This window comes from Methylobacterium sp. GXS13 (assembly GCF_001455965.1).
Taxonomy (GTDB): Bacteria; Pseudomonadota; Alphaproteobacteria; order Rhizobiales; family Beijerinckiaceae; genus Methylobacterium.
The window spans coordinates 65,711-89,197 of the sequence record NZ_LKKO01000022.1 but is presented as its reverse complement, the minus strand read 5'-3'; the positions used below and the strand labels follow the sequence as shown (position 1 = coordinate 89,197).

25 protein-coding genes are annotated in these 23,487 nt (G+C 68.6%); 15 read left to right on the top strand and 10 right to left on the bottom strand.

Features of this window, described 5'->3' with window-relative positions; all coding sequences use genetic code 11:
• Positions 1-6: 6 nt before the first annotated feature.
• From pstA to phoB, 4 genes are all read left to right on the top strand, one after another.
• The gene (pstA, locus tag AO398_RS07535) at positions 7-903 is read left to right on the top strand and encodes a phosphate ABC transporter permease PstA (RefSeq protein ID WP_082643170.1); all 897 of its coding nucleotides are present in this window, start codon (positions 7-9) and stop codon (positions 901-903) included.
• Between the two features lie 22 nt (positions 904-925).
• The gene (gene pstB / locus AO398_RS07530) at positions 926-1,741 is read left to right on the top strand and encodes a phosphate ABC transporter ATP-binding protein PstB (RefSeq protein WP_058191434.1); all 816 of its coding nucleotides are present in this window, start codon (positions 926-928) and stop codon (positions 1,739-1,741) included.
• A 317-nt stretch (positions 1,742-2,058) separates the two neighbouring features.
• Positions 2,059-2,781 carry a phosphate signaling complex protein PhoU gene (gene phoU / locus AO398_RS07525; protein WP_058191433.1) on the top strand — a complete coding sequence of 241 codons (723 nt, stop codon included), beginning with the start codon at positions 2,059-2,061 and terminating at the stop codon, positions 2,779-2,781.
• Positions 2,782-2,945: 164 nt separating this feature from the next.
• Positions 2,946-3,641 (top strand): phosphate regulon transcriptional regulator PhoB, encoded by a 696-nt coding sequence (gene phoB / locus AO398_RS07520; RefSeq protein ID WP_058191432.1) that lies wholly within the window; start codon positions 2,946-2,948, stop codon positions 3,639-3,641.
• Between the two features lie 17 nt (positions 3,642-3,658).
• On the opposite strand, the gene AO398_RS07515 is transcribed toward phoB, so the two are convergent.
• From AO398_RS07515 to AO398_RS07500, 4 genes are all read right to left on the bottom strand, one after another.
• Entirely contained in the window at positions 3,659-5,806 is a 2,148-nt protein-coding gene (locus AO398_RS07515; RefSeq protein ID WP_201025725.1) for a protein-disulfide reductase DsbD domain-containing protein, read from the bottom strand.
• A 156-nt stretch (positions 5,807-5,962) separates the two neighbouring features.
• Positions 5,963-6,472, bottom strand: a complete 510-nt coding sequence (locus AO398_RS07510) for a hypothetical protein (RefSeq protein ID WP_058191431.1) — start codon at positions 6,470-6,472, stop codon at positions 5,963-5,965.
• The gene (locus AO398_RS07505) at positions 6,459-6,752 is read right to left on the bottom strand and encodes a hypothetical protein (protein WP_152997449.1); all 294 of its coding nucleotides are present in this window, start codon (positions 6,750-6,752) and stop codon (positions 6,459-6,461) included. Before AO398_RS07505 ends, AO398_RS07510 begins: the two co-directional genes overlap by 14 nt.
• Positions 6,753-6,878: 126 nt before the next feature.
• On the bottom strand, positions 6,879-8,717 hold the full coding sequence (locus AO398_RS07500; protein ID WP_058191429.1) for an aminopeptidase P family protein: 1,839 nt from the start codon (positions 8,715-8,717) through the stop codon (positions 6,879-6,881).
• Between the two features lie 137 nt (positions 8,718-8,854).
• On the opposite strand from AO398_RS07500, the gene AO398_RS07495 reads away from it, so the two are divergent.
• Entirely contained in the window at positions 8,855-9,115 is a 261-nt protein-coding gene (locus tag AO398_RS07495) for a hypothetical protein (RefSeq protein ID WP_058191452.1), read from the top strand.
• 13 nt (positions 9,116-9,128) lie between these two features.
• On the opposite strand, the gene AO398_RS29305 is transcribed toward AO398_RS07495, so the two are convergent.
• A complete protein-coding gene (locus tag AO398_RS29305; RefSeq protein WP_082643169.1) occupies positions 9,129-9,317 on the bottom strand; it encodes an Rmf/CrpP family protein in 189 nt (62 codons plus the stop codon).
• Between the two features lie 30 nt (positions 9,318-9,347).
• The gene (locus AO398_RS07490; protein ID WP_058191451.1) at positions 9,348-10,268 is read right to left on the bottom strand and encodes a 50S ribosomal protein L11 methyltransferase; all 921 of its coding nucleotides are present in this window, start codon (positions 10,266-10,268) and stop codon (positions 9,348-9,350) included.
• Between the two features lie 308 nt (positions 10,269-10,576).
• On the opposite strand from AO398_RS07490, the gene AO398_RS28980 reads away from it, so the two are divergent.
• From AO398_RS28980 to modB, 3 genes are all read left to right on the top strand, one after another.
• The gene (locus AO398_RS28980) at positions 10,577-10,720 is read left to right on the top strand and encodes a hypothetical protein (RefSeq protein WP_201025724.1); all 144 of its coding nucleotides are present in this window, start codon (positions 10,577-10,579) and stop codon (positions 10,718-10,720) included.
• A gap of 476 nt (positions 10,721-11,196) precedes the next feature.
• Positions 11,197-12,006: a molybdate ABC transporter substrate-binding protein gene (modA, locus tag AO398_RS07485; protein ID WP_058191428.1), complete on the top strand. Its 810-nt coding sequence runs from the start codon at positions 11,197-11,199 to the stop codon at positions 12,004-12,006.
• Between the two features lie 15 nt (positions 12,007-12,021).
• Positions 12,022-12,714 carry a molybdate ABC transporter permease subunit gene (gene modB / locus AO398_RS07480; protein ID WP_058191427.1) on the top strand — a complete coding sequence of 231 codons (693 nt, stop codon included), beginning with the start codon at positions 12,022-12,024 and terminating at the stop codon, positions 12,712-12,714.
• A 33-nt stretch (positions 12,715-12,747) separates the two neighbouring features.
• On the opposite strand, the gene AO398_RS07475 is transcribed toward modB, so the two are convergent.
• Positions 12,748-13,404: a glutathione S-transferase gene (locus tag AO398_RS07475; protein ID WP_058191426.1), complete on the bottom strand. Its 657-nt coding sequence runs from the start codon at positions 13,402-13,404 to the stop codon at positions 12,748-12,750.
• A gap of 275 nt (positions 13,405-13,679) precedes the next feature.
• On the opposite strand from AO398_RS07475, the gene modC reads away from it, so the two are divergent.
• From modC to AO398_RS07460, 3 genes are all read left to right on the top strand, one after another.
• Positions 13,680-14,786 (top strand): molybdenum ABC transporter ATP-binding protein, encoded by a 1,107-nt coding sequence (modC, locus tag AO398_RS07470; protein WP_058191425.1) that lies wholly within the window; start codon positions 13,680-13,682, stop codon positions 14,784-14,786.
• A 163-nt stretch (positions 14,787-14,949) separates the two neighbouring features.
• Positions 14,950-15,354 (top strand): TadE/TadG family type IV pilus assembly protein, encoded by a 405-nt coding sequence (locus tag AO398_RS07465; RefSeq protein ID WP_244498694.1) that lies wholly within the window; start codon positions 14,950-14,952, stop codon positions 15,352-15,354.
• Complete coding sequence (locus tag AO398_RS07460; RefSeq protein ID WP_058191423.1) at positions 15,351-17,000, top strand: TadG family pilus assembly protein; 1,650 nt, start codon at positions 15,351-15,353, stop codon at positions 16,998-17,000. The genes AO398_RS07465 and AO398_RS07460 overlap by 4 nt, the downstream gene beginning before the upstream one ends.
• A 60-nt stretch (positions 17,001-17,060) precedes the next feature.
• Here AO398_RS07460 and AO398_RS07455 read toward each other — a convergent pair whose 3' ends face one another.
• Entirely contained in the window at positions 17,061-17,663 is a 603-nt protein-coding gene (locus AO398_RS07455) for a PAS domain-containing protein (protein ID WP_058191422.1), read from the bottom strand.
• Positions 17,664-18,197: 534 nt separating this feature from the next.
• Between AO398_RS07455 and AO398_RS07450 the strand changes: the two genes are divergently transcribed.
• From AO398_RS07450 to AO398_RS07435, 4 genes are all read left to right on the top strand, one after another.
• The gene (locus AO398_RS07450; RefSeq protein ID WP_058191421.1) at positions 18,198-19,100 is read left to right on the top strand and encodes an alpha/beta hydrolase; all 903 of its coding nucleotides are present in this window, start codon (positions 18,198-18,200) and stop codon (positions 19,098-19,100) included.
• A gap of 10 nt (positions 19,101-19,110) precedes the next feature.
• Positions 19,111-19,890, top strand: a complete 780-nt coding sequence (locus AO398_RS07445) for a helix-turn-helix transcriptional regulator (protein ID WP_058191420.1) — start codon at positions 19,111-19,113, stop codon at positions 19,888-19,890.
• A gap of 122 nt (positions 19,891-20,012) precedes the next feature.
• Positions 20,013-20,480 (top strand): nuclear transport factor 2 family protein, encoded by a 468-nt coding sequence (locus AO398_RS07440; RefSeq protein ID WP_058191419.1) that lies wholly within the window; start codon positions 20,013-20,015, stop codon positions 20,478-20,480.
• Between the two features lie 23 nt (positions 20,481-20,503).
• The gene (locus AO398_RS07435) at positions 20,504-21,040 is read left to right on the top strand and encodes a TetR/AcrR family transcriptional regulator (protein WP_058191418.1); all 537 of its coding nucleotides are present in this window, start codon (positions 20,504-20,506) and stop codon (positions 21,038-21,040) included.
• A 9-nt stretch (positions 21,041-21,049) separates the two neighbouring features.
• On the opposite strand, the gene AO398_RS07430 is transcribed toward AO398_RS07435, so the two are convergent.
• Complete coding sequence (locus AO398_RS07430; RefSeq protein WP_058191414.1) at positions 21,050-22,207, bottom strand: M20 aminoacylase family protein; 1,158 nt, start codon at positions 22,205-22,207, stop codon at positions 21,050-21,052.
• Positions 22,204-23,481 carry a GNAT family N-acetyltransferase gene (locus AO398_RS07425; RefSeq protein WP_058191412.1) on the bottom strand — a complete coding sequence of 426 codons (1,278 nt, stop codon included), beginning with the start codon at positions 23,479-23,481 and terminating at the stop codon, positions 22,204-22,206. Before AO398_RS07425 ends, AO398_RS07430 begins: the two co-directional genes overlap by 4 nt.
• Between the last annotated feature and the right edge of the window lie 6 nt (positions 23,482-23,487).

The following is a 23,487-nucleotide window of genomic DNA, read 5'->3' as shown; positions in this document are numbered from 1 at the left end:
CTCACGATGGACGCGTCCAATCCCATGACCATCTCCGACGCCGCGCCGCGTCGCTCCGGGCGGGTCCGCCAGAGCCGTCGGGTCGCCGACCGGGTGCTGCGGACAGCCTGCTTGATCGCCACGGTGGTCGGCGCCGTGGTGCTCGGATCGATCCTGCTGATGCTGATCGTCCAGGGCGTACGTGGCTTCACACCCGCCATGTTCATGCATCCGACCCCGGGCCCCGGCTCCGAGGGCGGCGGCATCGCCAACGCAATCCTGGGCAGCCTGGTGCTCACAGGGATCGGCATCACGATCGCGACGCCGATCGGCGTGATGGCCGGCACCTACCTGGCCGAATACGGCCGGTTCTCCAAGATCGCCGGGCTGATCCGCTTCCTCAACGACATCCTGCTCTCGGCGCCGTCGATCCTGATCGGCCTGTTCGTCTACACCCTGATGGTGCGGCCGATGGGGACCTATTCGGGCTGGGCCGGCGGCGTGGCGCTCGCAATCATCGCCGTGCCGGTGATCGTCCGCACCACCGAGGATATGATGCGCCTGGTGCCCGGCACCCTGCGCGAGGCCGGGGCTGCGCTGGGCGCACCGCCGTCGACGGTGATCATCAGCGTCACCTGGCGCGCGGCCTCGGCCGGCATCGTCACGGGGATCATCCTGGCGCTGGCCCGCATCGCCGGCGAAACCGCGCCGCTGCTGTTCACCGCGCTGAACAACAATTCCTGGTTCTCCCCGGACCTCATGGGCGGCGTCGCGAACCTCCCGGTCATGATCTACCAGTTCGCCCTCTCGCCCTATCCGAACTGGCAGAGCCTCGCCTGGGCCGGGGCGCTCCTCATCACCGCGACGATCCTGGTGCTGTCGATCATCGCCCGTCTCGTCATCAAGCCGCAGATGTCGCGCTAAGACCCTTCTCGAGGACACGACGATGAACGCCGCCTCCGCGATCCCCACGGTCGATCTCACCCGCAACCACGCCAACGAGGGTGGTGCGGTCCGGATCGCCGTGAAGGGGCTGAACTTCTACTACGGCAGCTTCCACGGGCTGAAGAACGTGGACATCAACTTCCACGACCGGCAGGTCACGGCCCTGATCGGACCGTCCGGCTGCGGCAAGTCCACCCTGCTGCGCTGCTTCAACCGGATCTACAGCCTCTACCCCGAGCAGCGGGCGGAGGGTCAGATCCTGCTCGACGGCCAGAACGTGCTGGATCCGTCCGTCGATCTGAACGATCTGCGCGCGCGCATCGGCATGGTCTTCCAGAAGCCGACGCCGTTCCCGATGTCGATCTACGACAACGTCGCCTTCGGGCTGCGCCTTTACGAGAAGCTGCCGAAATCCGAACTCGACGGACGGGTGGAGCAGGCTTTGCGCAAGTCCGCCCTCTGGGACGAGGTGAAGGACAAGCTGCGCCAGGCCGGCACCGGCCTCTCGGGCGGGCAGCAGCAGCGCCTGTGCATCGCCCGCACCGTGGCCCAGAGCCCGGAGGTGATCCTGTTCGACGAACCGACTTCGGCGCTGGACCCGATTTCCACGGGCCGCATCGAGGAGCTGATCGAGCAGCTGCGCGACGAGTTCACCATCGTGATCGTCACGCACAACATGCAGCAGGCGGCCCGCATCTCGCAGTTCACCGCCTTCATGTATCTGGGTGAACTGATCGAGTTCGGCCCCACCAATCGGATGTTCATGAACCCTGTGGAACAGCGCACCCAGGATTACATCACCGGCCGCTTCGGCTAAAGCAGTCGATCGGAAATTGAACACGGCTCATACGCAGCGCTGAGAGCCGCCATCAAGATGAGAAGGCGCGCCTGATCGTAAGATCGCCAAGCGCGACTTCGGAACAAGCCTCGTTGATACGGGAACATCGGCGGAGGCTGCCTGCTTGTTGATGCGTGTTGATTTCAGGGTGCCGATCCTGACCTCTCCGCATCATGTTCTCGACTGTGACAGGGACTGGGTACCGGGGAACGCGCCGCGGTATCCGTGATCGTAGCAGCGGGTTTCCGCCAGACCTCGCGGATCAAGGTTTGCGGGACGCCATCGAAGGATCCACCATGCCGGGCCATATCGTCAGCTCCTACGACACCGATCTGGATGACCTGCGCCGCTCGATCTCCGAGATGGGCGGCGTGGCCGAGAAGATGGCCGCCGAGGCAACCGACGCCCTGGTCCGCCGGGACGATACCCTCGCGCAAGCGGTGATCCTCGCCGACAAGCGTCTCGACGCGCTCCAGCGCGACATCGAGGAGCGGGCGGTGCTGCTCATCGCCCGGCGCCAGCCGCTGGCGATCGACCTACGCGAGACCATCTCGGCGATCCGCGTTTCCGGCGACTTGGAGCGGATTGGGGATCTCGCCAAGAACGTCGCCAAACGCGTCGTCGCGATCTCGGATCAGGCGCCCGCGCAGAAGATCGTCCTCGGTGTGCGCCACATGAGCGACCTCGCCGAGGCGCAGCTCAAAGATATCCTCGACGCTTATGCGAGCCGCGACGTCAAAGCGGCCTACGATGTCTGGGAGCGGGACGGGGAGATCGATGCGCTGTACAATTCGCTGTTCCGCGAACTCCTGACCTACATGATGGAGGATCCGCGCAATATCTCGTTCTGCACGCATCTCCTATTTTGCGCCAAGAACGTCGAGCGGATCGGAGATCACACCACCAATATCGCCGAGACGATCCACTATCTCGCGACCGGTGAGACGCTGGCCGGAGAGCGCCCGAAGAACGACGCGTCGAACTACGCGACGGTCGGTCCCGCCGCCACGGCCCCGTAACGCGGGGACCATGCAGCGCACGATGCGGCCTGGGGGCAGAATGCGATGAGAGGCGCACGCGGGTTGAGGGATCGCGGCGTCTGTCGCACCATTTGCCTGCGCGCGCCATCCGGCGCGGGCGAGCCGTCCGGTGCCGTCTACGGAACAGGTTATCGAACGTGAGCATGCAAGTCCTGATCGTCGAGGACGAGGAGGCCCTGACCACCCTGCTGCGGTACAACCTTGAGGCCGAGGGCTTCCTGGTGGATTCAGCCGCGCGCGGCGACGATGCGGAGTTGCTCCTGGCCGAGCGCACGCCCGATCTGGTGCTGCTCGACTGGATGCTGCCGGGCCTCTCGGGGATCGAGCTGTGTCGCCGCATCCGGGCCCGGCGCGAGACCGAGCGGCTGCCGGTCATCATGCTCACCGCCCGGGGCGAAGAGGGCGATCGTGTCCGCGGCCTCGGTACGGGCGCGGACGATTACATCGTCAAGCCGTTCTCGGTCCCTGAGCTGCTCGCTCGGGTACGGGCGCTGCTGCGCCGGGCCAAGCCGGCCCATGTTGCGGACCGGCTGGCAGCCGGCGATATCGAGCTCGACCGCACCGGCCACCGGGTCCGCCGCGCCGGCGAGGAGCTTCATCTCGGACCGACCGAGTTCCGCCTGCTCGAATTCCTGATGCTGGCGCCCGGCCGGGTCTTCTCCCGCGAGCAGCTCCTCGATGGTGTCTGGGGGCACGACGTCTATATCGACGAGCGCACCGTGGATGTGCATGTCGGGCGCCTGCGCAAGGCCCTCAATGCTCCGCGGCAGGCCGACCCGATCCGCACGGTGCGAGGCTCGGGCTACGCCTTCGACGAGACATTCTCGCTGGAAGCCTAGCTGCGCTCAAGGACAGTTCAGCGGGTCAGAGCCGCGCTCTTGCCCGCGGCCGGCACCGTCTCCAGGGCTGACAGAACCGTCCCCTCGGTGAGGATCTGCGGCAGCACCTGCGGCTCGCCGCTTCCCGCGTAAAGCAGGTAGAGCGGCACGCCGCTGCGCCCGTGCTTCTCCAGGAGGCGGGTAATCTCGGGATTCTGGTTGGTCCAGTCGCCCTTCAGGTAGGTAACACCCCGGTCGGCCATCGCTTGTCGCACCGCCTTCGTCGAGAGCGATGTCGTCTCGTTGACCGCGCAGGTGATGCACCAGGCGGCGGTCATGTTCACGAAGACCGGCCGGCGCTCGTTCACCAGGGCATCGAGGCGGGCCTGGGTGAACGGCTCGACGCCGTTGGCGGCAGCCTGGGCGGGGGCAGCGGCCCGCTCGTGGCCGAGGCTCAGCGTCAGGGCGGCAACCGCCAGGATCGTCAGCACCGCAAGACCCTGAGCGATCCGCCCGGCCCGGGGGGCCGCGGCGTGTCCGTGCTCCCAGGCCCAGGCGGCAAAGCCCACCAGGACGAGGCCGAACAGCCCGGCGAGCAGCCCCTGCGGCTCCACCTGCTGCGCCAGGACCCAGACCAGCCAAGCCACCGTGGCGTAGACCGGGAAGGCCAGAACCTGCTTCAGGGTCTCCATCCACGCGCCCGGACGCGGCAGCGCCCGCAGGGCCGGCGGCCACAGGGTGAGGGCCAGGAATGGTAAGGCGAGGCCCAATCCGAGACTGGCAAACACGGCAAGCGCGACGCCGGCGCTCTGGGTCAGGGCGAAGCCCACTGCCGAGCCCATGAACGGCGCCGTGCAGGGCGTCGCCACCAGGGTCGCAAGCACGCCCGTGAAGAATGATCCACTCAGACCGGAGCGCCGGGCCAGCCCGTCGCCAAGGCCGGCGAGCCGCCCGCCGGCATGGACCACGCCGGAGAGGCTGAGGCCCATGGCCAGGAGCAGGTAGGCGAGCCCGGCCACCACGGCGGGCGATTGCAGCTGAAAACCCCAGCCGATCGCCGCCCCGCCGCCCTTCAAGGCGAGCAGCAGGCCGGCCAGCCCGAGGAAACTGACCAGCACGCCGGCCGTATAGGCGAGACCGTGCAGCCGCAGGCGGGCGGGACTCTCGCCCGCATGCCGCAGGAGGCCGAGCACCTTGATCGATAGGACCGGGAAGACACAGGGCATCAGGTTGAGGATCAGGCCGCCGAGGAAGGCGAGCCCTGCCGCGGTAGCGAGGGTCAGGACGTCGAAGGCAGGGGCGGGCGGCGGCGGAGTCGCGATTTCGGACGCCGTCGCCGGAGCCGGCAGCACCGGCTCGTCGCCATACGCGAAGGCGAGGCGGTGGCTACCGACGCCCGTCGCTTCCTCGACGGTCAGCACGCCGGGCAGGGCGGCCGGTGCCGGCTCGGCCAGGTTGCTCCGGGCGAGGGTAAGATGCAGGCCGGATTCGTCGACCGTCATCACCTGGGCGGCGGCATTGTCGATCGCGGTCTCGGAATAGGGGAAGAAGGACGCGCCCTTGATCGTCTCCGGCTTGAGGCCGGTAGCGGCGAAATCGAGCTGCAGCGTATCGCCCTGGCTCGAGAGGCGCACAGGCCAGAGCGCCGGGGCGGGCAGGGCGGCTCGGGCGCGCTCGAACAAAGCGGTCTGGCCGGCATCCGGCCGGGGCTCGCCCACCGGCAGGGCCAGGGCGAGATCGGCGGAGCCAGGCACGCATTCGGTCTCGCAGACCAGATAGGTCAGCTTGGCCTGGATCCGCACCGGATCGGCCGGGTCGAGGCTCGGCGGCGGCGTGACCGGAACGAGCAGCGTGACCTCGCCCTCGTAGCCGTAATTCATCAGGGTCGCGATCGCGATGCGCTCGGGGGCCGGCCACCGGATCGCGCCGGCGTTGAAGCCCGCCGGCAGGGTCCAGGTCACCTCCGGCGGCAGGCCGGAATCGCCCGGATTGCGCCAGTAGACGTGCCAGCCCGGCTTCACCTGCATCCGCACCGCCAGCGTGAACGGCTGTGCGCCCGCCACCGCGACGGGCTCCGCAACGAGGCTCGACCGCACCAGATCGGGCGGCGTGCGGAAGTCCTGGGCCGAGGCGGCCGAGAGGCTCGCGGCGAGCATCAGGACCAGGAGTGCGAGGCGGCGGATCATGCTGTCCCTTCGCGCGCGGGGCGGTCGCGGTTTCACCCACGATATCGTCCGGACCGGCGTAGGCTATTCGTGACGGAGGACCTTATAGCGCGGTGGTCCACGCCCTGTCCTCCGCTCAGCTCCGTAAGGCTGAGACCATGACGCCGCTGGGACCGCTCAGCGGGGCTCGAACAGGATGAGGTAGAGGAAGGCCCGTCGCTGCTCCGCGTTGAGATGGGCCAGCCGGTTGACCGCCGACCGGGCCGTTTGCAGCGCCGCCCGCGCATCCGTCTGCAGGAAGGATAGGGACGGGTCGTAATCGGCGGCGTGCCGCCGGTCCTGCAAGTCCGAAACGGCCCCGGCAATCGTGACGACGTGACCACCAAATCCACCGGGGGGCTCATACCGCCTGATCTTCGGCTTCAGCGTCGCGGCTTGGAGATCGTTGCAGATGCTTTTTAAGCGCTGATGAGAGACCGAACGATACGCCAGCGTCCAGAGCGGATCCTTGCGCCGCGTCCGCCCCACCGCCTCGTCGGCCGCAGCCGTCAGGATCGCGTGAAACAAGCCGTAATAGGCGTTCGAGAAGGTCCGGCGCAGGTCGGCCTGCCGCAACGAGCTGCGGCCGATTTGGAGAAGAAACGCATCCGCCTGGCTGAACAGATGTTCGGGATTAATCAGCGCCAAGTTCGTCGAGCTCGCGCTGCTCAGCATATTCGACGACCACGCGCAGCGTCTCGCCGGCCTTCTGCAAGGCTTTGCGGATAGCGAGGCCGGCATCGAGCAGCTTGTCGCCGTCGAGCTGGTCGATGGCATCGTCGAAGACGATCAACTGAACGCGACGGACATCGTCGCCGTCGGACCCTTCCATGTCGCCGAGGCTGACTCTCTGCACCAGAGCGCTCCCGAAGGACGCATTGGCAGCCTTTTTCGCAACCTCGGCGAGATCCTGGGAGCGTCGGGGCATGGTCGAGCACCCTTAAAAAGCTTGGCCGCCCGTGGCGTGAGCGAACGAGGGCGACCAAACGGTTCGTCCACTCTGTCGTGCCGCCTTCGCCCGCACAAGGCCGCGCCCAGCATGGCCGCGCAGCCTTCAACCTGCCAGCGGCGCCGTGGCACGATCCAGCCAGACGCGGGTTTCCGCGTCGACGAGCGGTGCCAGGGTGTCACGCACCCGGGCGTGATAGGCGTCGATCCAGGCCCGCTCCTCCGGCGCCAGCAGGTCCGGGCGGATCAGCCGCCGATCGTAGGGGGCGAGCGTCAGGGTCTCGAAGCCGAGCATCGGGCGCTCGCCGCCGGGGATCGCCCGATGCTCGACCAGGACGAGGTTCTCGATCCGGATGCCGTAGGCGCCGCGCGCGTAGTAGCCCGGCTCGTTCGACAGGATCATCCCGGGCTCCAGGGCGACCGCTCCGGTCTTGGCGATACGCTGCGGCCCCTCGTGCACCGATAGGAAGGATCCGACGCCGTGGCCGGTGCCATGGTCGAAATCGAGTCCCGCCTGCCAGAGTGGAGCGCGCGCGAAGGCGTCGATCTGGGCGCCGGTGGTATCCTTCGGGAAGACCGCCCGGGCGATGGCGATGTGGCCCTTCAGCACCCGGGTGAAGCGGTCGCGCATCGCATCCGTCGGGTCGCCGACCGCGACCGTCCGGGTGATGTCGGTGGTGCCGTCCGGGTATTGCGCGCCAGAATCGATCAGGAACAGCTCGCCCGGCCGCACGACCCGGTTACTCGTACGGGTAACCCGGTAATGGACGATCGCGCCGTTCGGGCCGGAGCCCGAGATCGTCGGGAAGGACACGTCGCGCAGGTCGCCGCCGGCCGCGCGGATATCCTCCAGGGCCTCGACGGCGGCGATCTCGCTCAAGCCCCCCGCGGCGGCGGCACCATCGAGCCAGGCGAGGAAGCGCACGACGCTCGCACCGTCGCGGGTATGGGCTTCGCGGGCGCCTTCGATCTCGGCGACGTTCTTGACCGCCTTCATGGCGGTGATCGGGTCCTTGCCGATATCGGCGGTCCCACCTGCGGCCTCGATCTTCTCCTTGAGGGCGACGGCGCCGGTGGCGGCATCCACGCGAACGCGCACGCCGCTGAAGGACCCGAGCCCATCATCGAGGTCGGCCCGCGTCAGGATCTCGGCCACCGGCGCCAAGGCCGCCCGCAGGGCCGAATCAACCTTGGGGGAGGACAGGAACAGCCGGGCCCGACCCTCGCGCGGAAGGATCGCGTAGCCGAGCGCCAGTGGGGTATGACCGACATCGGAGCCACGCAGGTTGAACGCCCAGGCGAGGTTGTGTGGATCCGAGATCACCAGAGCGTCGCAGCCGCCCTCGGCCAGGGCTTCACGGATGCGGGTGAGCTTTGCGGCGACCGTCTCCCCCGCGAAGGCCTCGGGATGGAGGACGACCGCGCCGGCGGGCGGCTTCGGCCGGCCGGCCCAAACCGCGTCGACGAGGTTCGGCACGGCCCGCACCGAACCGCCGGCCTTCACCGCCGCCCGCTCCAGGCGCGCGACCCCGTCCGGCGTATGCAGCCAGGGGTCATAGCCGAGAACCTGATCACGCTTGAGGTTGTCGGCGATCCAAGCCTCGGGGGTCGATTCGCTCAGGGGCACCACGGTGACCACGCGGGTATCGACCTGCTCGGGCGCCTGCAGGGTGTAGCGGCCGTCAACGATCAGGGCTGCGGACTCCATAAGGATCACCGCGGTCCCGGCCGATCCGGTGAAGCCGGTAAGCCAGGTCAAACGCTCCGCGTCGGCGGGGACATATTCCGATTGGTGCTCGTCGGCCCGGGGCACCACGAACCCATCGAGGGCTGTCTCGCGCAGGGCGGCGCGCAAGGCCTCGATCCGCTCGGCGCCCTTGCGATGGCTGGGATCGTCGAACGTCTGGAACCGGTGGCGGGGCTGGTTCGGGCTGGGCTCTGTCATGGGGCGAGCCTATCGCCCGCCGGTCCATGGCTGCAACCGCATCGGATCCATCAGGAGATCCATAGACGTAGCCATAACCTATGGTTTAGCGTCGGGCGCAATCTTATCACGTCAGTTCTTTGCCCTATCTCTCGGTCATGCCACGCCGCGTCTTCTACCGGATCAGCGACAGACCCGACGGCCTCTTCGACGCCATCACCACGATCGAGCCCGACACCGTGATCCGGCGCGACGGTTTCGGATCGCTGGCGGAGGCCGAAGAATGGGTGGATGGATTGCGGATCCTGATGGCTGCTCTGGGCGCACCGGTGGCACAGGAAACCGATACGGAGCGCCCGGCCTTCGAAACGGCGCCGGTGGATCCGCCCCGGTCCGGTCAGCTGCGGACCGTGCGCTAGAACCTGCCCGCGATCAGGCATCCGCTATCGGCAGATCCCGAATTCGGCCGGTCGGGACCCCGTCATAGCCCTCCAGCCAGGCGATGCGGGCCGGCGACGCCACCGGATAGGGGCAAGCATCCTTGGGCCGGCCCCGGGCTCGCGCCCGCGCGCCCTCAGTCAAAGGGTCAACGAGCGGATCGTGATGCGGCGTCTGGCTCATGCCCGAGCAATGCGCGGACGAGGCGCCGGTTCAGCGCCGCGGCCGCTTCGCCGCACCACCGCGGGCCAGCACGAGGGCGACCCAGCCCTCGATCAGGCCATGGCGCACGAGATGAAACCCCTGGTGGCGATAGGTGGAGAGCACACCCGCGACGTCGCGCTCGATCAGCCCGGAGAGAACCAAGACGCCCGCGGGCGCGACGACCCGAGACAGGGTCGGGGCGAGGCGCCGAAGCGGCCGCGCTAGGATATTGGCGAAGACGAGATCGAAGTGCCGCGGTCGGTCTGCGAGCCGATGGCGTACCCCGGGCCCCTCGTAGAGCTTGAGGTAGGGCCCGAGACCATTGAGCCGTGCATTCTCCCGAGCGGTGCGCACAGCCACGCCGTCGAGGTCGCCGGCCAACACCGGCTGCCGCAGGGCCTTGGCGGCTGCGAAGGCCAGGATCCCGGTTCCGGTCCCCACATCCAGCACATGGGCTGGCCGCCGCTGCTTCAGCTCGGAGACGAGCGCCCGCAGGCAGCCGAGGGTGGTGCCGTGATGGCCGGTGCCGAAGGCCAAAGCGGCCTCGATCTCGATCGGCAGGTCGTTGCCGCGCACTGCATCGCGGTCGTGCGAGCCATGGATCAGGAATCGACCGGCCCGGACCGGCTTCAGCCCCTCCAGGGACGTGCGGACCCAGTCCTGCTGCTCGATGGTGCGGAATTCGGCCACGTCGGCCTCGTCCCCGATCACCGGCCGGATCAGGTCACGGACGTAATCCTCGTCCGGCGCGTCGGCGAAATAGGCTTCGAGTCGCCAGGTGCGGCCATCCGCATCCTCGAACGCAGCGACGGCGGTCTCGGTGGGATCGAACATCTCGCCCAATAGATCCGTCATCGCCCGGGCCGACCGTTCGTCGGTCGTGAGGCGCAGGATGTGAGTCGGGCGGTGGGGCGGCAGACCTTCCAGCATGATGCCCGGCTGTAGCGCCCGGGCGCGCCGCATCACAGGGGCCAGACGAAAAAATCGCATCCGGCCCGGCGGATTCGATCCGGTGCGGCGCATCCGTGGCAATGCCGGGCATCAGCAGGATCGCGATGGCTGGCTTGTTGCCGCTCAGTCACATTCAACAATCCGAATGTTCAAAACCACGTAAACCAGTTTCCGCACGTGAGATCTCTGATTACAACAGTCTCGGCTTCCCCAAGGCCAGACCCTCAACTCAGGCGCGCCGCTCTTCGTGATCCGGCGCGCCCGTTTTGATTGATGACAACGCAGCCATGAACGCGCCTCTTATCGTCAGCGCCGCCGTCACGCTCACGACGGCCCTCCTCGTCGCCTTATGGGCCAGTCTGGTCGCGACCGGCATGGCGCCGGTCCCGGAAACCGAGCCGCAGGACCGGCGTGACATTCGGACCTGGTAAGGTCGCGGCCGCCTCTCGGATTCGCAGCGGAAGCCGCCCAGGAATGCGGCAGAGTGTCTGTGCGTTAATCACAGGATCCACCGAATGCCTGCGGAACCGGCGCCGCCAGCCGGCGTTTTTGCCGGCTTTCGCAAGAGCCGTCATCGAGCAGGGTGCGTACAGCGTGACCAAGTCCAGGCGTTCAGGACCGCGCGGCCCCGTCGTCGTCAACGACGGCAGCGCCCGTCCGACACCGCGCGAGCGGCTCTTCGGTGGCCCGGCGCCGGATGGCCCGCTACCCGGCCATCTCCTGGTCCTGCTGAGCCAGCTGCATCGGGCGGAAACTGCTCCGCGCGAGCGCCGGGAGACGCCGCTCAGCTGAGCATGGTGGATACCTCGCAAGACCCTGGGCCGCGCTTGGCCCACAGGGTAATCGGTCCTATGGTTCTCGCTGCACCCCACCCGCCGGCGGGTCGCGACAGGGAAGGCCCGAACCGATGCGAGTTTTCCGACGGGTCTGGACCCTGCTCGCGGTGCTGGCCCTTGTCCCAGCGGCGAGCCCGTGCCGAGCGGCCGATCCGGTGGTCGTCTTCGCCGCGGCGAGCCTGAAGAATGCGCTCGACGATGCGACGGCTGGCTGGGCCAAGGACACCGGCAAAACCACCCGGATCTCTTATGCGGGATCGAATGCGCTCGCCAAGCAGATCGAGGCCGGGGCACCGGCCGACCTGTTCGTTTCGGCCGACCAGGCCTGGATGGACTATGCCGAGAAGTCCGGCAGCCTGAAGCCGGGCTCGCGCGTGGACCTCCTGCGCAACGCGCTCGTGCTGATCGCTTCCGGCCCGAAGACACCCGGTTCGGATCCGCAGATCGCCCTGGCGCCGGATCTCGGCACGACGCTCAGCCGGATCCTCGGCGGCGGCAAGCTCGCCATGGCCACGATCGATGCCGTCCCGGCCGGGAAATACGGCAAGGCTGCCCTCGAGAAGCTCGGCGCCTGGAATTCCGTGAAGGGGCAGGTCGCCCAGGCCGAGAACGTGCGTGCCGCCCTGTTGCTGGTCGCCCGGGGCGAGGCGCCGCTGGGCATCGTCTACGCCACCGATGCGGCCGCCGATCCGAGCGTGCACGTCATCGCGACCTTCCCATCCGACAGCCATCCGCCGATCGTGTATCCGGCGGCCCTCCTCAAGGATTCGGCCAACCCGGATGCCGCGGCCCTGTTGACCTACCTGCGCGGCCCGGCAGCCAGGGGCTACTTCGAGCACCAGGGCTTCACGGTGGTCGAGAAGCCCGGCGTCAGCCAGTAGACCTGCGCACCGACCTTGTTCGGCCTGCCCCCAGACGCCTGGACCGCCGTCGCCCTAAGCCTCCGGGTGGCGAGCGTCGCGACGCTCGCGAGCTTGCTGCCCGGGCTCGCGGTGGCGTGGCTTCTGGCGCGGCGCCGGTTCCCCGGTCGCGCACTCCTCGACGGGCTGGTCCACCTCCCGTTGATCCTGCCCCCGGTGGTGACCGGCTACTTGCTGCTGCTGGCGCTCGGCCGGCGCGGCTTCCTCGGCGGCGCGCTCGGGGAGATCGGCATCGTCTTCTCCTTCCGCTGGACCGGCGCAGCCCTGGCCTGCGCGGTGATGGGCTTTCCGCTGATGGTGCGGGCCATGCGACTGTCGATCGAGGCGGTCGATCCCAAGCTCGAACAGGCCGCTAGCACCCTCGGGGCCAGCCCGCTCGCGGTCTTCCTCACCGTCACGCTGCCGCTCAGCCTGCCGGGCTGCATCGCCGGCGCCGTGCTCGCCTTCGCCAAGGCGATGGGTGAGTTCGGGGCGACGATCACTTTCGTGTCGAACATCCCCGGGGAAACCCAGACCCTTCCCTCGGCGATCTACACGCTGACGCAGGTCCCGGGCGGGGAGGGGCCGGCCTTGCGCCTGACCCTGATCTCGGTCGCCCTGTCGGTGACGGCGCTGCTGATCTCAGAGTTCCTGGCATCCCGCGCCGGGCGACGGCTTCGGACGGGCTGAATGGCGGATCCCGGGAACACGCGCGCGCGCGCCTCAAGCATAGGCGTAGGGCCCGCCCCGCTCCAATGCGGTCCGGTAGGCCGTGCGTGCATGGATTCGTGCGAGCCAGGCGGTCACCCGCGGCCCGGCGCCGGTCCCGCGGGCCGTGAAGGCTTCGAGGGGAAAACTCATCATGATGTCGGCGGCGGTGAAATCTGCCCCGCAGAAATACGGCCGGTCGGCGAGTTCCTGCTCCCAGAACGCCGCGTGGCGGCGCAGGTCCGGATCGACGAAGTTGTGCAGTACGGCGTCGGCGATCCGGCGAACCAGAGGTCTCAGGGCCCAGGGGCTACCCGATGCAAGACGCGAAAAGACCAGCTTCAGCAGCAGCGGCGGCATCGCCGAGCCTTCGGCATAGTGCAGCCAATAGGTGTAGCGTGCGCGCTCGGGCGTCCCGAGGGCTGGCACCAGGGCTCCCCCGGCCCGGTCGGTGAGGTAGGTGACGATGGCGCCGGTCTCGGCCACCACGATCCCGTCCTCGGTGATGATTGGAGACTTGCCCAACGGGTGAACGGTGACGAGTTCGGGCGGCGCCCGCATGGTCTGCGGATCCCGGGCGTAGCGCTTCACCGTGTAGGGCAGGCTGAGTTCTTCGAGGAGCCAGAGCACCCGCTGCGAGCGGCTGTTCTCGAGATGGTGGACGGTGATCATCGTATGCGCTCCGTGGCGGGTGCCAACGCGCATCGCCGCCGCCCGTTACGATCTTTAGACATCAAGCCTTGCAGGCCGCGACAAGCGCTCCTCCCCCTTGCGGAGAGGAGTTGGCCGCGGCTGTTGTTCAGAAGGCACCGCTTCGCCTCGTCCTGCACCACCCCCAACCCTGGCCCCTCTCCGCAAGGGGGAGGGGAAAACGCGTTGCGCCGCGCGCGCCTGCTCCAGGACCTCTGGGGCGGATCCACGAGCCCACGCCGCCGGGGGCGAATCGCGTGAGCATCGCCATTGACCTAATCCTCCGGCGCGGCGCCTTCAGCCTCGAGGCGGCCTTCGAGGCCGGGCCGGGCCTCACCGCCCTGTTCGGCCGCTCGGGGTCCGGCAAGACGACGCTGATCGACCTAATCGCAGGGCTGGCTCGACCGGATCGCGGCCGGATCATCGCCGAAGGCACCACGCTGGTGGACAGCGCCGCGAGGATCTTCCTGCCGCCGCATCGCCGCCGGGTCGGGGTGGTGTTTCAGGACGCGCGGCTATTTCCGCATCTCAGCGTGCGAACCAATCTGGGCTACGGCCGCGTCTTCGGGGGCCGGGCCGCCGACCCGGCCGGATTCGCCGCGGTGACCGAGATGCTCGGGATCGGCCACCTGCTCGACCGGAGGCCGGCGGGCCTCTCGGGCGGCGAGCGCCAGCGGGTGGCGATCGGACGGGCGCTGCTCGCCAAGCCGCGCCTGCTGCTGATGGACGAGCCGCTGGCGGCCCTGGACGAGGCCCGCAAGGCCGAGATCCTCCCCTATATCGAACGCCTGCGCGACGAAGCCGGCGTGCCCATCGTCTATGTCAGCCATGCTGTCGCCGAGGTGGCGCGGCTCGCCACCACGGTGATCGTGCTGGAAGCAGGGCGCGTGGCCGCGTCGGGTTCCGCCGAGGCGATCCTGCGGCGGGCCGACCTCGTTCCGGTCCACGCGGCCGAGGCCGGAGCGCTCCTCGACATGGTGGTTGCGGGGACCGATCCGGAGACCGGGCTGACGCGGCTGACGGGCCGAGCGGGTCAGCTGCTCGTTCCGGGTCTGCCAGCGCACCCACCCGGAACGCGGCTGCGCGTGCGGATCCCCGCCCGCGACGTGCTGGTGGCGACCGAGTCCCCCCGGGGCTTGAGCGCGCGCAATATCCTGCCCGGCCACGTCTTCGCGCTGACCCCGAGCGGCGCCGAAGTGTCGGTGGACATCGATTGCAATGGTGCGTTGATCGCCGCACGCGTCACGGCGGCCGCAAGTCTCGAGCTGGGTCTGGCGCCGGGTCGGTCCGTCCATGCCGTGATCAAGAGCGCTGCCTTCGATCCGTCGGGGATCGGGACCTCGCGACCGGTGGTGGATATCTAAATTTTCCGTATCCGGCCCGAAACACTGGAATTCGGGTGATGAATACAACCTTTGATTAGAGGATCGATGCGACCATGGGTTGTGCCGCTGCAGCAGCAGCGTGCCCCCGGAGGGCGTTTCGATGGGCTGGCTCCAAAGATTTTGGCGAAGCGGACGCCACGGCTTGGCCTGCCGAAGCGGCAGCTCGGCGGTCGAATTCGCCCTCGTCGCCCCGGTGGTACTGATGCTGTTTGCCGGCATCACGGTCTTCGGCATCTGCCTGGGCGCCGCCCACAACCTTCGCCAGATCGCCGCCGAGGCGGCCCGGGCCTCCATCGCCGGCGTCACCGATACCGAGCGCACGACCCTCGCGCAGACCATGGTGACCCGCAGCCTCAGCAGCGGCGCGATGTTCCGTCCCGACAGCATCAAGGTCTCGGTCGGCCCCGATCCGAACGATGCCACGCTCTACACGGTCACCGTGACCCTGGATGCCAACACGCTGGGGATCAACGTTTTCGCGAAGCTGATCCCGATGCTGCCCACCATCCTGCGCAGCAGCATCAGCGTCCGGAAGGGCGGTCTGTGACCGTATGGCGGGCCGCTCTCCGCGCACGGCGCTTCGGCCAGGCCCGGGGCGGCAATGTCGTGATCCTGGTGGCGCTCGGCAGTTCCTTGCTGATGGGCGCCGGCGCCGTCGGGATCGACCTCGGACAGGTGTTTCAGGCTCGGCGCAAGGCGCAGGGCGCGGCCGATATCGCCGCCATGCTGGCGGCCGTCGACCCGACCAAGGCGGACACGGTCGCCCGCCGGTCGCTCGTCGATAACGGCTACGATCCGGCGCGGGCCACGGTGGCGACCGGCGGCTACGATGCCAGCGCGCCCAACGTCGTCCCAGGCAGCCGCTTCAACTCTGGCGCGAATCCCGCCAACGCCGTCCGGGTCGGCCTGTCGACCACGGTGCCGGTCACCTTCGGCCGGGCGATCGGATTGCCGGCCACCGTGCCGATCCGGGTCACCGGCACGGCAGCCAGCGCGCAGTTCGCAGCCTTCACCATCGGCTCGGGCACCGCGGCGTTGAGTGGCGGCATCGCCAACGCCGTCCTCGGCGCATTGCTCGGAGCGAAGCTGTCGCTGGGCGTCAGCGATTATAACGCATTGGCCAGCGCCAAGGTCGATGGCCTGCGCGTCCTCGATGCGCTGGCAGCAAGCCTCAACCTGCAGGCGGCCAACTACACTGACATCGTCCAGGCGAATGCGAGCGTCGGTCAATTGCTGATGGCGATGCGGGTCGCCGCACAGGGGAATTCCGCTGCGGTCTCGGCCCTCTCGAGCATCCTCAACGCGCTGCCGAATGCCGGCAACCTCGTTCCTATCGGCCAGGTCGATGCCCTGGGCGATGTGGCGGCTCTGGCCCCCGGACGCGGCCTAGCCGGCCCGTCGCTGGACGTGATGGACCTCTTGGCCGCCACCGCGTCGCTCGCCAACGGACAGAACCAGGTTGCGATCGATCTCGGGGGCACCGTGCCGGGGCTGCTCTCCACGCGCTTGACGTTGGCGATCGGCGAGCGCCGCCGCAGTTCCGGATGGGTCCGACCCGGCAGCCCGAATGCCACGGTCAAAACCGCCCAGACCCGGCTGCTGATCGAGGCCACGATCTCGGCCCCACTTGGGCTCGGCACCGTCTACGTGCCGATCTACGCCGAGGTCGCTTCCGCCCAGGCGACGCTCCGAACGCTCGCGTGCTCGGGGCCCAGCGGCGGTCGCCAGGCCACCATCGAGGCGCAGACCGGGCTCGCGACACTGGCCATTGCCGCGGTGAACCGCGCCTCGATCAACGGCGGTACGACCAGCCCAGACCTGTCGCAGCCGGCCGTGCTGATCGCGCTGCCGCTGGCCAATATCGGCGGCCGGACGGTAACGAACATCGGCTCCAACACGCAGACACTCACCTTCACGGATGCCGATATCGCCAACCATACCGTGCGCACGGTGTCGTCGACGAACGTCGCGCAGTCGCTGACCGGCAGCCTGCTGGGCAATCTCAGCTTCAACTTGAACGGCTTCGGCCTGACCCCGCTGCTTCAGACCTCTCTCGCGACGACGCTCGGCCTGGCCGCCGCGCCCCTCGATCTGGTGCTCAACGCCGTGCTGCAGAGCCTCGGCCTGCGGATCGGCTACCTGGATGTCGAGATGGACGGAACCCTCTGCAGCCAGGCTGTGCTGGTGCAGTGAGTCGGCGGTCCGACTTCGCGTCGGACCGATCGACGTCGCGAGGCACCGGCCTCCGGCCGCTTAGTGCGCGCGCCGGGCTCCGGTGCCGGTAGCCCCCTTGGCGATGCTCTGTCCAAGGCGCAGCAGCAGCATGTCGATGAGGAGTTGCAGCTCCGAATCCGCAACCCCTCCGAGCGCATCGCGGCACTCGATCGCCCGGTCGATCGCCACAGAGAGCGCATCCAGCGGCTCGACCTGTGCAGGGATTTCGGGCTCGTCCTCGCGCCGGTTGTCGGTCACGTCGAGGATGAGGCCGTGTCCGGTCCGGCGGCTCGACCCGGCGGCGGGCACGCGGCCGCGATCGAGGATCCAGCGGACCTGCCCGGCCGGCGACAGCGTGCGGTATTCGGCTACGAACAGGCCCCCGCGCTCACAGACCGCCTGGAAGTGGCGCACCACGGCGGGCCGATCCTCGGGATGAATGCAGGATCTGGCGATTTCCAGCGGAAGCGGACGGCCGACGAGGCCGGGATCGCCTGCCAGCACCTCGGCGGCGCCGGCATCCAGGATGCAGCGATCAGAGCGGGGCGACCACGACCAGGCACCGATGACGCCGGACGCGTCGAGGGCTGCCGACAGATCCACCGGCAGGCCGCGCGTGCGCTTGATCGCATCGACAACCATGGGCGATCTCCGACACCGGCGTGCCCCTCGCACGCTTCCTTCACGGCCATACAACCCATGATGGAATTAAGAGGTGGTTAACTCAACCGCGCAACCTGGCTTCCAGGCAGGTCAGTCTACTGACGAACCGGTGCAAAGCCGATCGCTGACGCGGTGGATCGCGACTTTTTACCTGATCGGAGCTCCCGCAATGGTTGTACTTTAGGGTAAGCTCATCAGCCGATCTGCGTGATCAGTGTGAACGCGCCGAACAGCAGCACGGCCCCGACGACCGCCGCGAGCAGAATAAGCGCGGCCCGCGATTCCCGAATGTCCGGCGCCATAAGCCTCCCCAATCGCACTGCCCGCTCGGGCGGGTCGCGTTCCACGTTGCTTTGGACTCAAGATTTACACCGATCGCCTTGGCTGTCGACGCCGGGAAGAACGATCATGCGACACGAGGCTTTGGCCGATACGCGGCGTTCTTTGACCGGTTCTCCGGCGCCGATCTATGGAGTGTTCGGCACGATGCCCCGGTGTTTCAGGGAGCGGCCGATGCGAAGGGATGTCGAGTTCTGTTCCGAGGGGCGGAAGTTGCGTGGCTGGCTCTACCGGCCGAGCGCGCAGGAGAACGTGTCGGGCGCCGTGGTGATGGCCCACGGCTTTTCGGCGGTCAAAGAGCAGTATCTCGACCGTTACGCGGAGGTCTTCCAGGCGGCGGGCCTCGGCATCCTGGTCTACGACCACGCCAATTTCGGCGCCAGCGAAGGCCTGCCCCGGCAGGAGGTCGATCCGGTGCTGCAGAAGCGCGGATACCGTGACGCGATCAGCTTCGCGCAGACGATCCCCTGGGTCGATCCGGCACGGATCGGGATCTGGGGCACGAGCTACAGCGGCGGGCACGTGATCGAGGTGGCGGCGATCGACCGCCGGGTCCGCTGCGTGGTCGCGCAGGTGCCGCAGATCAGCGGCGCGCTCTCGGCGCAGTGCCGGACCCGGGCCGATCTCGTCCCGGTGCAGCTCCGCCGCTTCGAGGCCGACCGCGCCGCCCGCTTCCGCGACGAGGCCCCGGCCATGCTGCCGGCCGTGTCGGCCGATCCGCTTCAGCCTTGCGCGATGTCGGGACCGGACAGTCACGCCTTCTTCACCGGCACGCGCGCCTTCGCGCCGAACTGGCAGAACGCGGTGACGCTGCGCAGCGCCGAACTCTCCCGCGAGAACGAGCCGGGGGTACATATCGCCCGGATCAGCCCGACGCCGCTGCTGATGATCGTGGCCGAGGACGACGTCCTGACCGCCACCGACCTGTGCCTGGAGGCCTATCAGCGCGCTCTGCCGCCCAAGACCCTCGTGATGGTCTTGGGCGGCCATTTCGATCCGTATCTCCGGCACTTCGACCGCACCAGCACGGCCGCGCGCGACCTTCTCGTGACCCATCTCGGTGCGCCGGCGGCCTGACGATCCATCCGTGTTCGGTCCTCCCTCCTTCAGCAGCCCAAAGGTGATCTGCGTCGCCGGCGACTACCCCGATGGCGGGACCGTCGGCCCACATTGTCACGCCCGTGCGCAGCTGATCTTCGCCACGGCCGGCGTGATGGAGATCCGCGCAGCCGGCAGCCTCTGGCTCGTACCGCCGCAGCGGGCGCTCTGGGTGGGCGCCGGGATCGATCACGCGCTGCGCGCCCGCGGCGCGGTCTCGCTCCGGACCCTCTACATCGCCGATCGTGCCGTCCCGGCAACTCTGCCGGCCGTACCGACCAGCCTCGCGGTGACGCCGCTCCTGCGCGCGTTGATCCTGCGGGCGATCCAAGGCGGCGGAGAAGCCGACCCGGACGGGCGACACAATCGCTTGCTCGATGTCCTGCTCGACGAGGTGGCTGCACTGCCCTCTTGCCCGTTGCGCCTCGCCATGCCGACCGATCCGCGGCTTCGGCGCGCCTGCGAGGCCGTCCTGGCCGATCCCAGCGCGCGGCAGGATATGGCGGTGCTGGCCCAGGTCGCGGGGGTCTCGCCGCGGACGTTGGCGCGGCTGGCGGAGCGGGATCTCGGCGTGCCGTTTTCGGTCTGGCGACAGCAGGCCCGCGTCCTGGCCGCGCTCCCCATCCTGGTCGGCGGCGGCTCGGTGACCGAGGCAGCGCTCACCTTGGGCTACGACAGCCCGAGCGCCTTCGCGTCCATGTTCCGTCGGATGATCGGTGCCGCGCCCGCCGCCTACCGGGCCCAAAACGCCGATCCAGCACTGCGCTGATCGTGGATGGCGTGAGGCATCCACCGCAAGCGCCATTCCGGCTCAAGCACCCTTCCCGTTGACTTGGCAAAGCCACGCGTCCATCCCTGTACCGATCGGTACAAACTCGCGAGGACATGCCCATGTCGGAACGCCCGCCCCTCCCGCCCTTCAGCGAGGAGACCGCCGCCCAGAAGGCCCGGATGGCCGAGGATGCCTGGAATGGGCGCGATCCCGAGCGGGTCTCGCTCGCCTACACGCCGGACAGTGTCTGGCGGAACCGCAGCGAGTTCCTGACCGGGCGCGAGGCCATCGTGGGCTTCCTCGAGCGCAAATGGGCGCATGAATTCGAGTACCGGTTGATCAAGGAACTGTGGACCTTCAGCGGCAATCGGATCGCCGTGCGCTTCGCCTACGAGTGGCACGATGCGACGGGACAGTGGTTCCGTTCCTACGGCAACGAGAACTGGGAATTCGACGCGCACGGTCTGATGCAGCGACGGATCGCCAGCATCAACGATCTACCGATCGCGGCGGCCGACCGGAAATTCCATTGGCCCCTCGGCCGGCGCCCCGACGATCATCCGGGCCTGAGCGATCTCGGCCTTTAGGCGCAGTGACGACGCGGAGCGACATGGTGCCGGCGCTCGCGGAAGTGTTTCGCGAGCACGGCTATGCGGGCACCAGCCTGGCGCTGATCAGCGCGGCGACGGGCCTCGGCAAGGGCAGCCTGTATCACCTGTTCCCGGGCGGCAAGGCCGAGATGGCGGCCTGCGTGATCGCGGAGATCGACGCCTGGTTCGAGTCACACCTGTATCGGCCGCTGCGCGAACAGGATCCGCCAGAGACGGCAATCTCGGACATGTTCGAGTCCGTCGACCACTACTTCCGGTCCGGGCGGCGGGTCTGCCTAGTCGGGGTCCTGGCGCTCGGTACGAGCCGCGACCTGTTCGCCGAGGCGGTGCGCGGCTACTTCGCCCGCTGGGTCGACGCCCTGGCCGGTGCCCTGCGGCGGGCGGGCCATAGCGACTCGGCGAGCGTGGCGCTGGCGGAGGACATCGTCGCGCAGATCCAGGGTGCGATCGTGCTCGCACGGGCACTCGACGAGCCCGCGCTCTTCACCCGCGCCCTGGCGACGCTGCGGTCACGCGTGGCGACCGCAGCGGAGTGAGGCGCCGGATCAGGCGGCCGTGCGGCTCTCGACCATTCGGGCCAGGAAGGCGCTGCCGATCGGGATGATTGAATCATCGAAGTTGTAGCTGGCGTTGTGCAGGCCCGGACCGGGGTTCGAGCCGAGCCAGACATAGGCGGCTGGGACCGCCTGGGCCATGTCGGCGAAATCCTCGCTGCCCATCCTCGGCACGGCGTTCGGTTCGACATTCTCGGGCCCGAGCAGCTCGGTCGCCACCGCAGTCGCGGCCGCCGCCTGCTCGGGAGCGTTCTCCAGCACCGAGAACATGTCTTGGATATCGACCTTGATCTCGGCTCCGTAGGCAGCCGCGAAGCCAGCGGCAATCTCGTGCATGCGGGTGCCGGCCAGCGCCCGGATCTCCTTGTCGAAGGTACGGATCGTGCCGGCCAGATGCGCCGTTTCCGGGATGACGTTGTAGGCGGTGCCCGCCTCGATCCGGGTGATCGACAGCACGATCGACTTCAGCGGGTCGGCGTTGCGCGACACGATCGACTGCAGCGCCTGGGCGAGGCCGGTGGCGATGATGATCGGGTCGTTGCCGCCATGGGGCTGGGCCGCGTGGGCGCCCGTGCCGCGGATGTGGATGTCGAAGAAGTCGGCCGCCGCCATGACCGGGCCGGGGCGCAGCTTGATCCGCCCGTGGCCGCCCGGCTGGTTGTGCAGGCCGTAGATCTCGTCGCAGGGGAATTTCTCGAACAGCCCGTCCTTGAGCATCGCCCGGGCGCCGCCGCGGCCCTCCTCGGCCGGCTGGAACACGAAGACCGCGGTGCCGTCGAAGTTGCGGGTCTCGGCGAGGTAACGGGCGGCGCCGACCAGCATGGTCGTGTGCCCGTCATGGCCGCAGGCGTGCATCTTGCCGGGATAGGTCGAGCGATAGGGGAGGTTGGTCTCCTCATCCATCGGCAGGGCATCCATGTCGGCGCGCAGGCCGATCCGCCGTCCGTTGTCGGTGCGGCCCTTGAGCAGCCCGACCACCCCGGTGCCGCCGACGCCGCGATGCACCTCGCAACCGAACTTCTCCAGAAGCTCGGCGACGATGCCGGAGGTGCGTACTTCCTCGAAGCCCAGCTCGGGGTGGGCGTGCAAGTCGCGGCGCAGGGCCGTCAGCTCGTCGGCATAGGTCTTGATGTGGTCGATCGGGCTCATGTGTTCGGGCTCTCGGGGGCGGGTCGTGCGGGTTCTGCCGCATCGTCGCAGGCTCCGGGCGCGCGGACCTCGTCCGTCCGCCGGAACGGCGTGAGCGTATCGAGATCGTCCACCGCCTCGGCGACGTGGGCGCGCTCCCGCTGCAAGTAATCGGCCACCGCCCGACGGAAGGCCGGGTCGGCGATGTCGTGGGCGGAGTGCATCAGCACCGGCTTGTAGCCGCGGGCGAGCTTGTGCTCCCCCTGCGCCCCGGCCTCGACCCGCTTGAGGCCGCGCGCGATCGCGAAATCGATCGCCTGATAGTAGCAGATCTCGAAATGCAGGAAGGGGTGATCCTCGGTGCAACCCCAGTTGCGCCCGTAGAGCGCCGTGTCGCCGATCAGGTTGATCGCCCCGGCGATATAGGCGCCGTCCCGGCGGGCCATGATCAGCAGCACCCGGTCGGCCATGCGCTCGGACAGGAGCGAGAAGAACCGGCGATTGAGGTAGGGGCGCCCCCATTTGCGCGCGCCCGTGTCCATGTAGAAGGCGTAGAACGCGTCCCAATGGGCCTCGGTGATGTCGGCGCCGGTGAGGTGCTCGACGCTGATCCCCGGCGCCAGCGCATCGCGCCGCTCCTTGCGGATGTTCTTTCTTTTCCGGGACGCGAGCGCTTCGAGAAAGTTCTCGAAGCTCGCGTAGCCCGCATTCTCCCAGTGGAACTGTTGGTCGGTGCGCTGCAGGAAGCCCGCAGCCCCGGCCCGGTCCCATTCGGCCTCGCGCATGAATGTGACGTGGATCGAGGAAGCCTTGGTCTCGCCCCGCAGCGCCCGCAGCCCCGCGACGAGGCCGGCGGTGGCCTCGTCCGGATCGGCACCCGGGGCGATCAGGAAGCGGGGGCCGGTTACAGGTGTGAACGGCACGCTGACCTGGAGCTTCGGATAATAGGCGCCCCCGACTCGCTCGTAGGCGTCGGCCCAGCCGTGATCGAACACGTACTCGCCCTGGCTGTGCGACTTCAGATAGCAGGGCGCCACGCCGAGCAGCGTGCCGTCGCGCTCGACCATGACGTGGAGCGGCAGCCAGCCGGTCTTGCGCGAGACGCAGCCGGACTCTTCGAGCGCCGACAGGAAGGCGTGCGAGACGAACGGATTGTGGGTCTCGTCGCCCGCCGCGAGGGTCTCGGGGGAGAACGCGCAGGCATCCCAGGCCGCCGCGCCGATCTCCTTCAAGCCGGTGATCGCCCGCACGGTAAGCGTGGGGGTCTCCGGCGCCGGCCCGGGTTCTTGCTTCATGGGCTC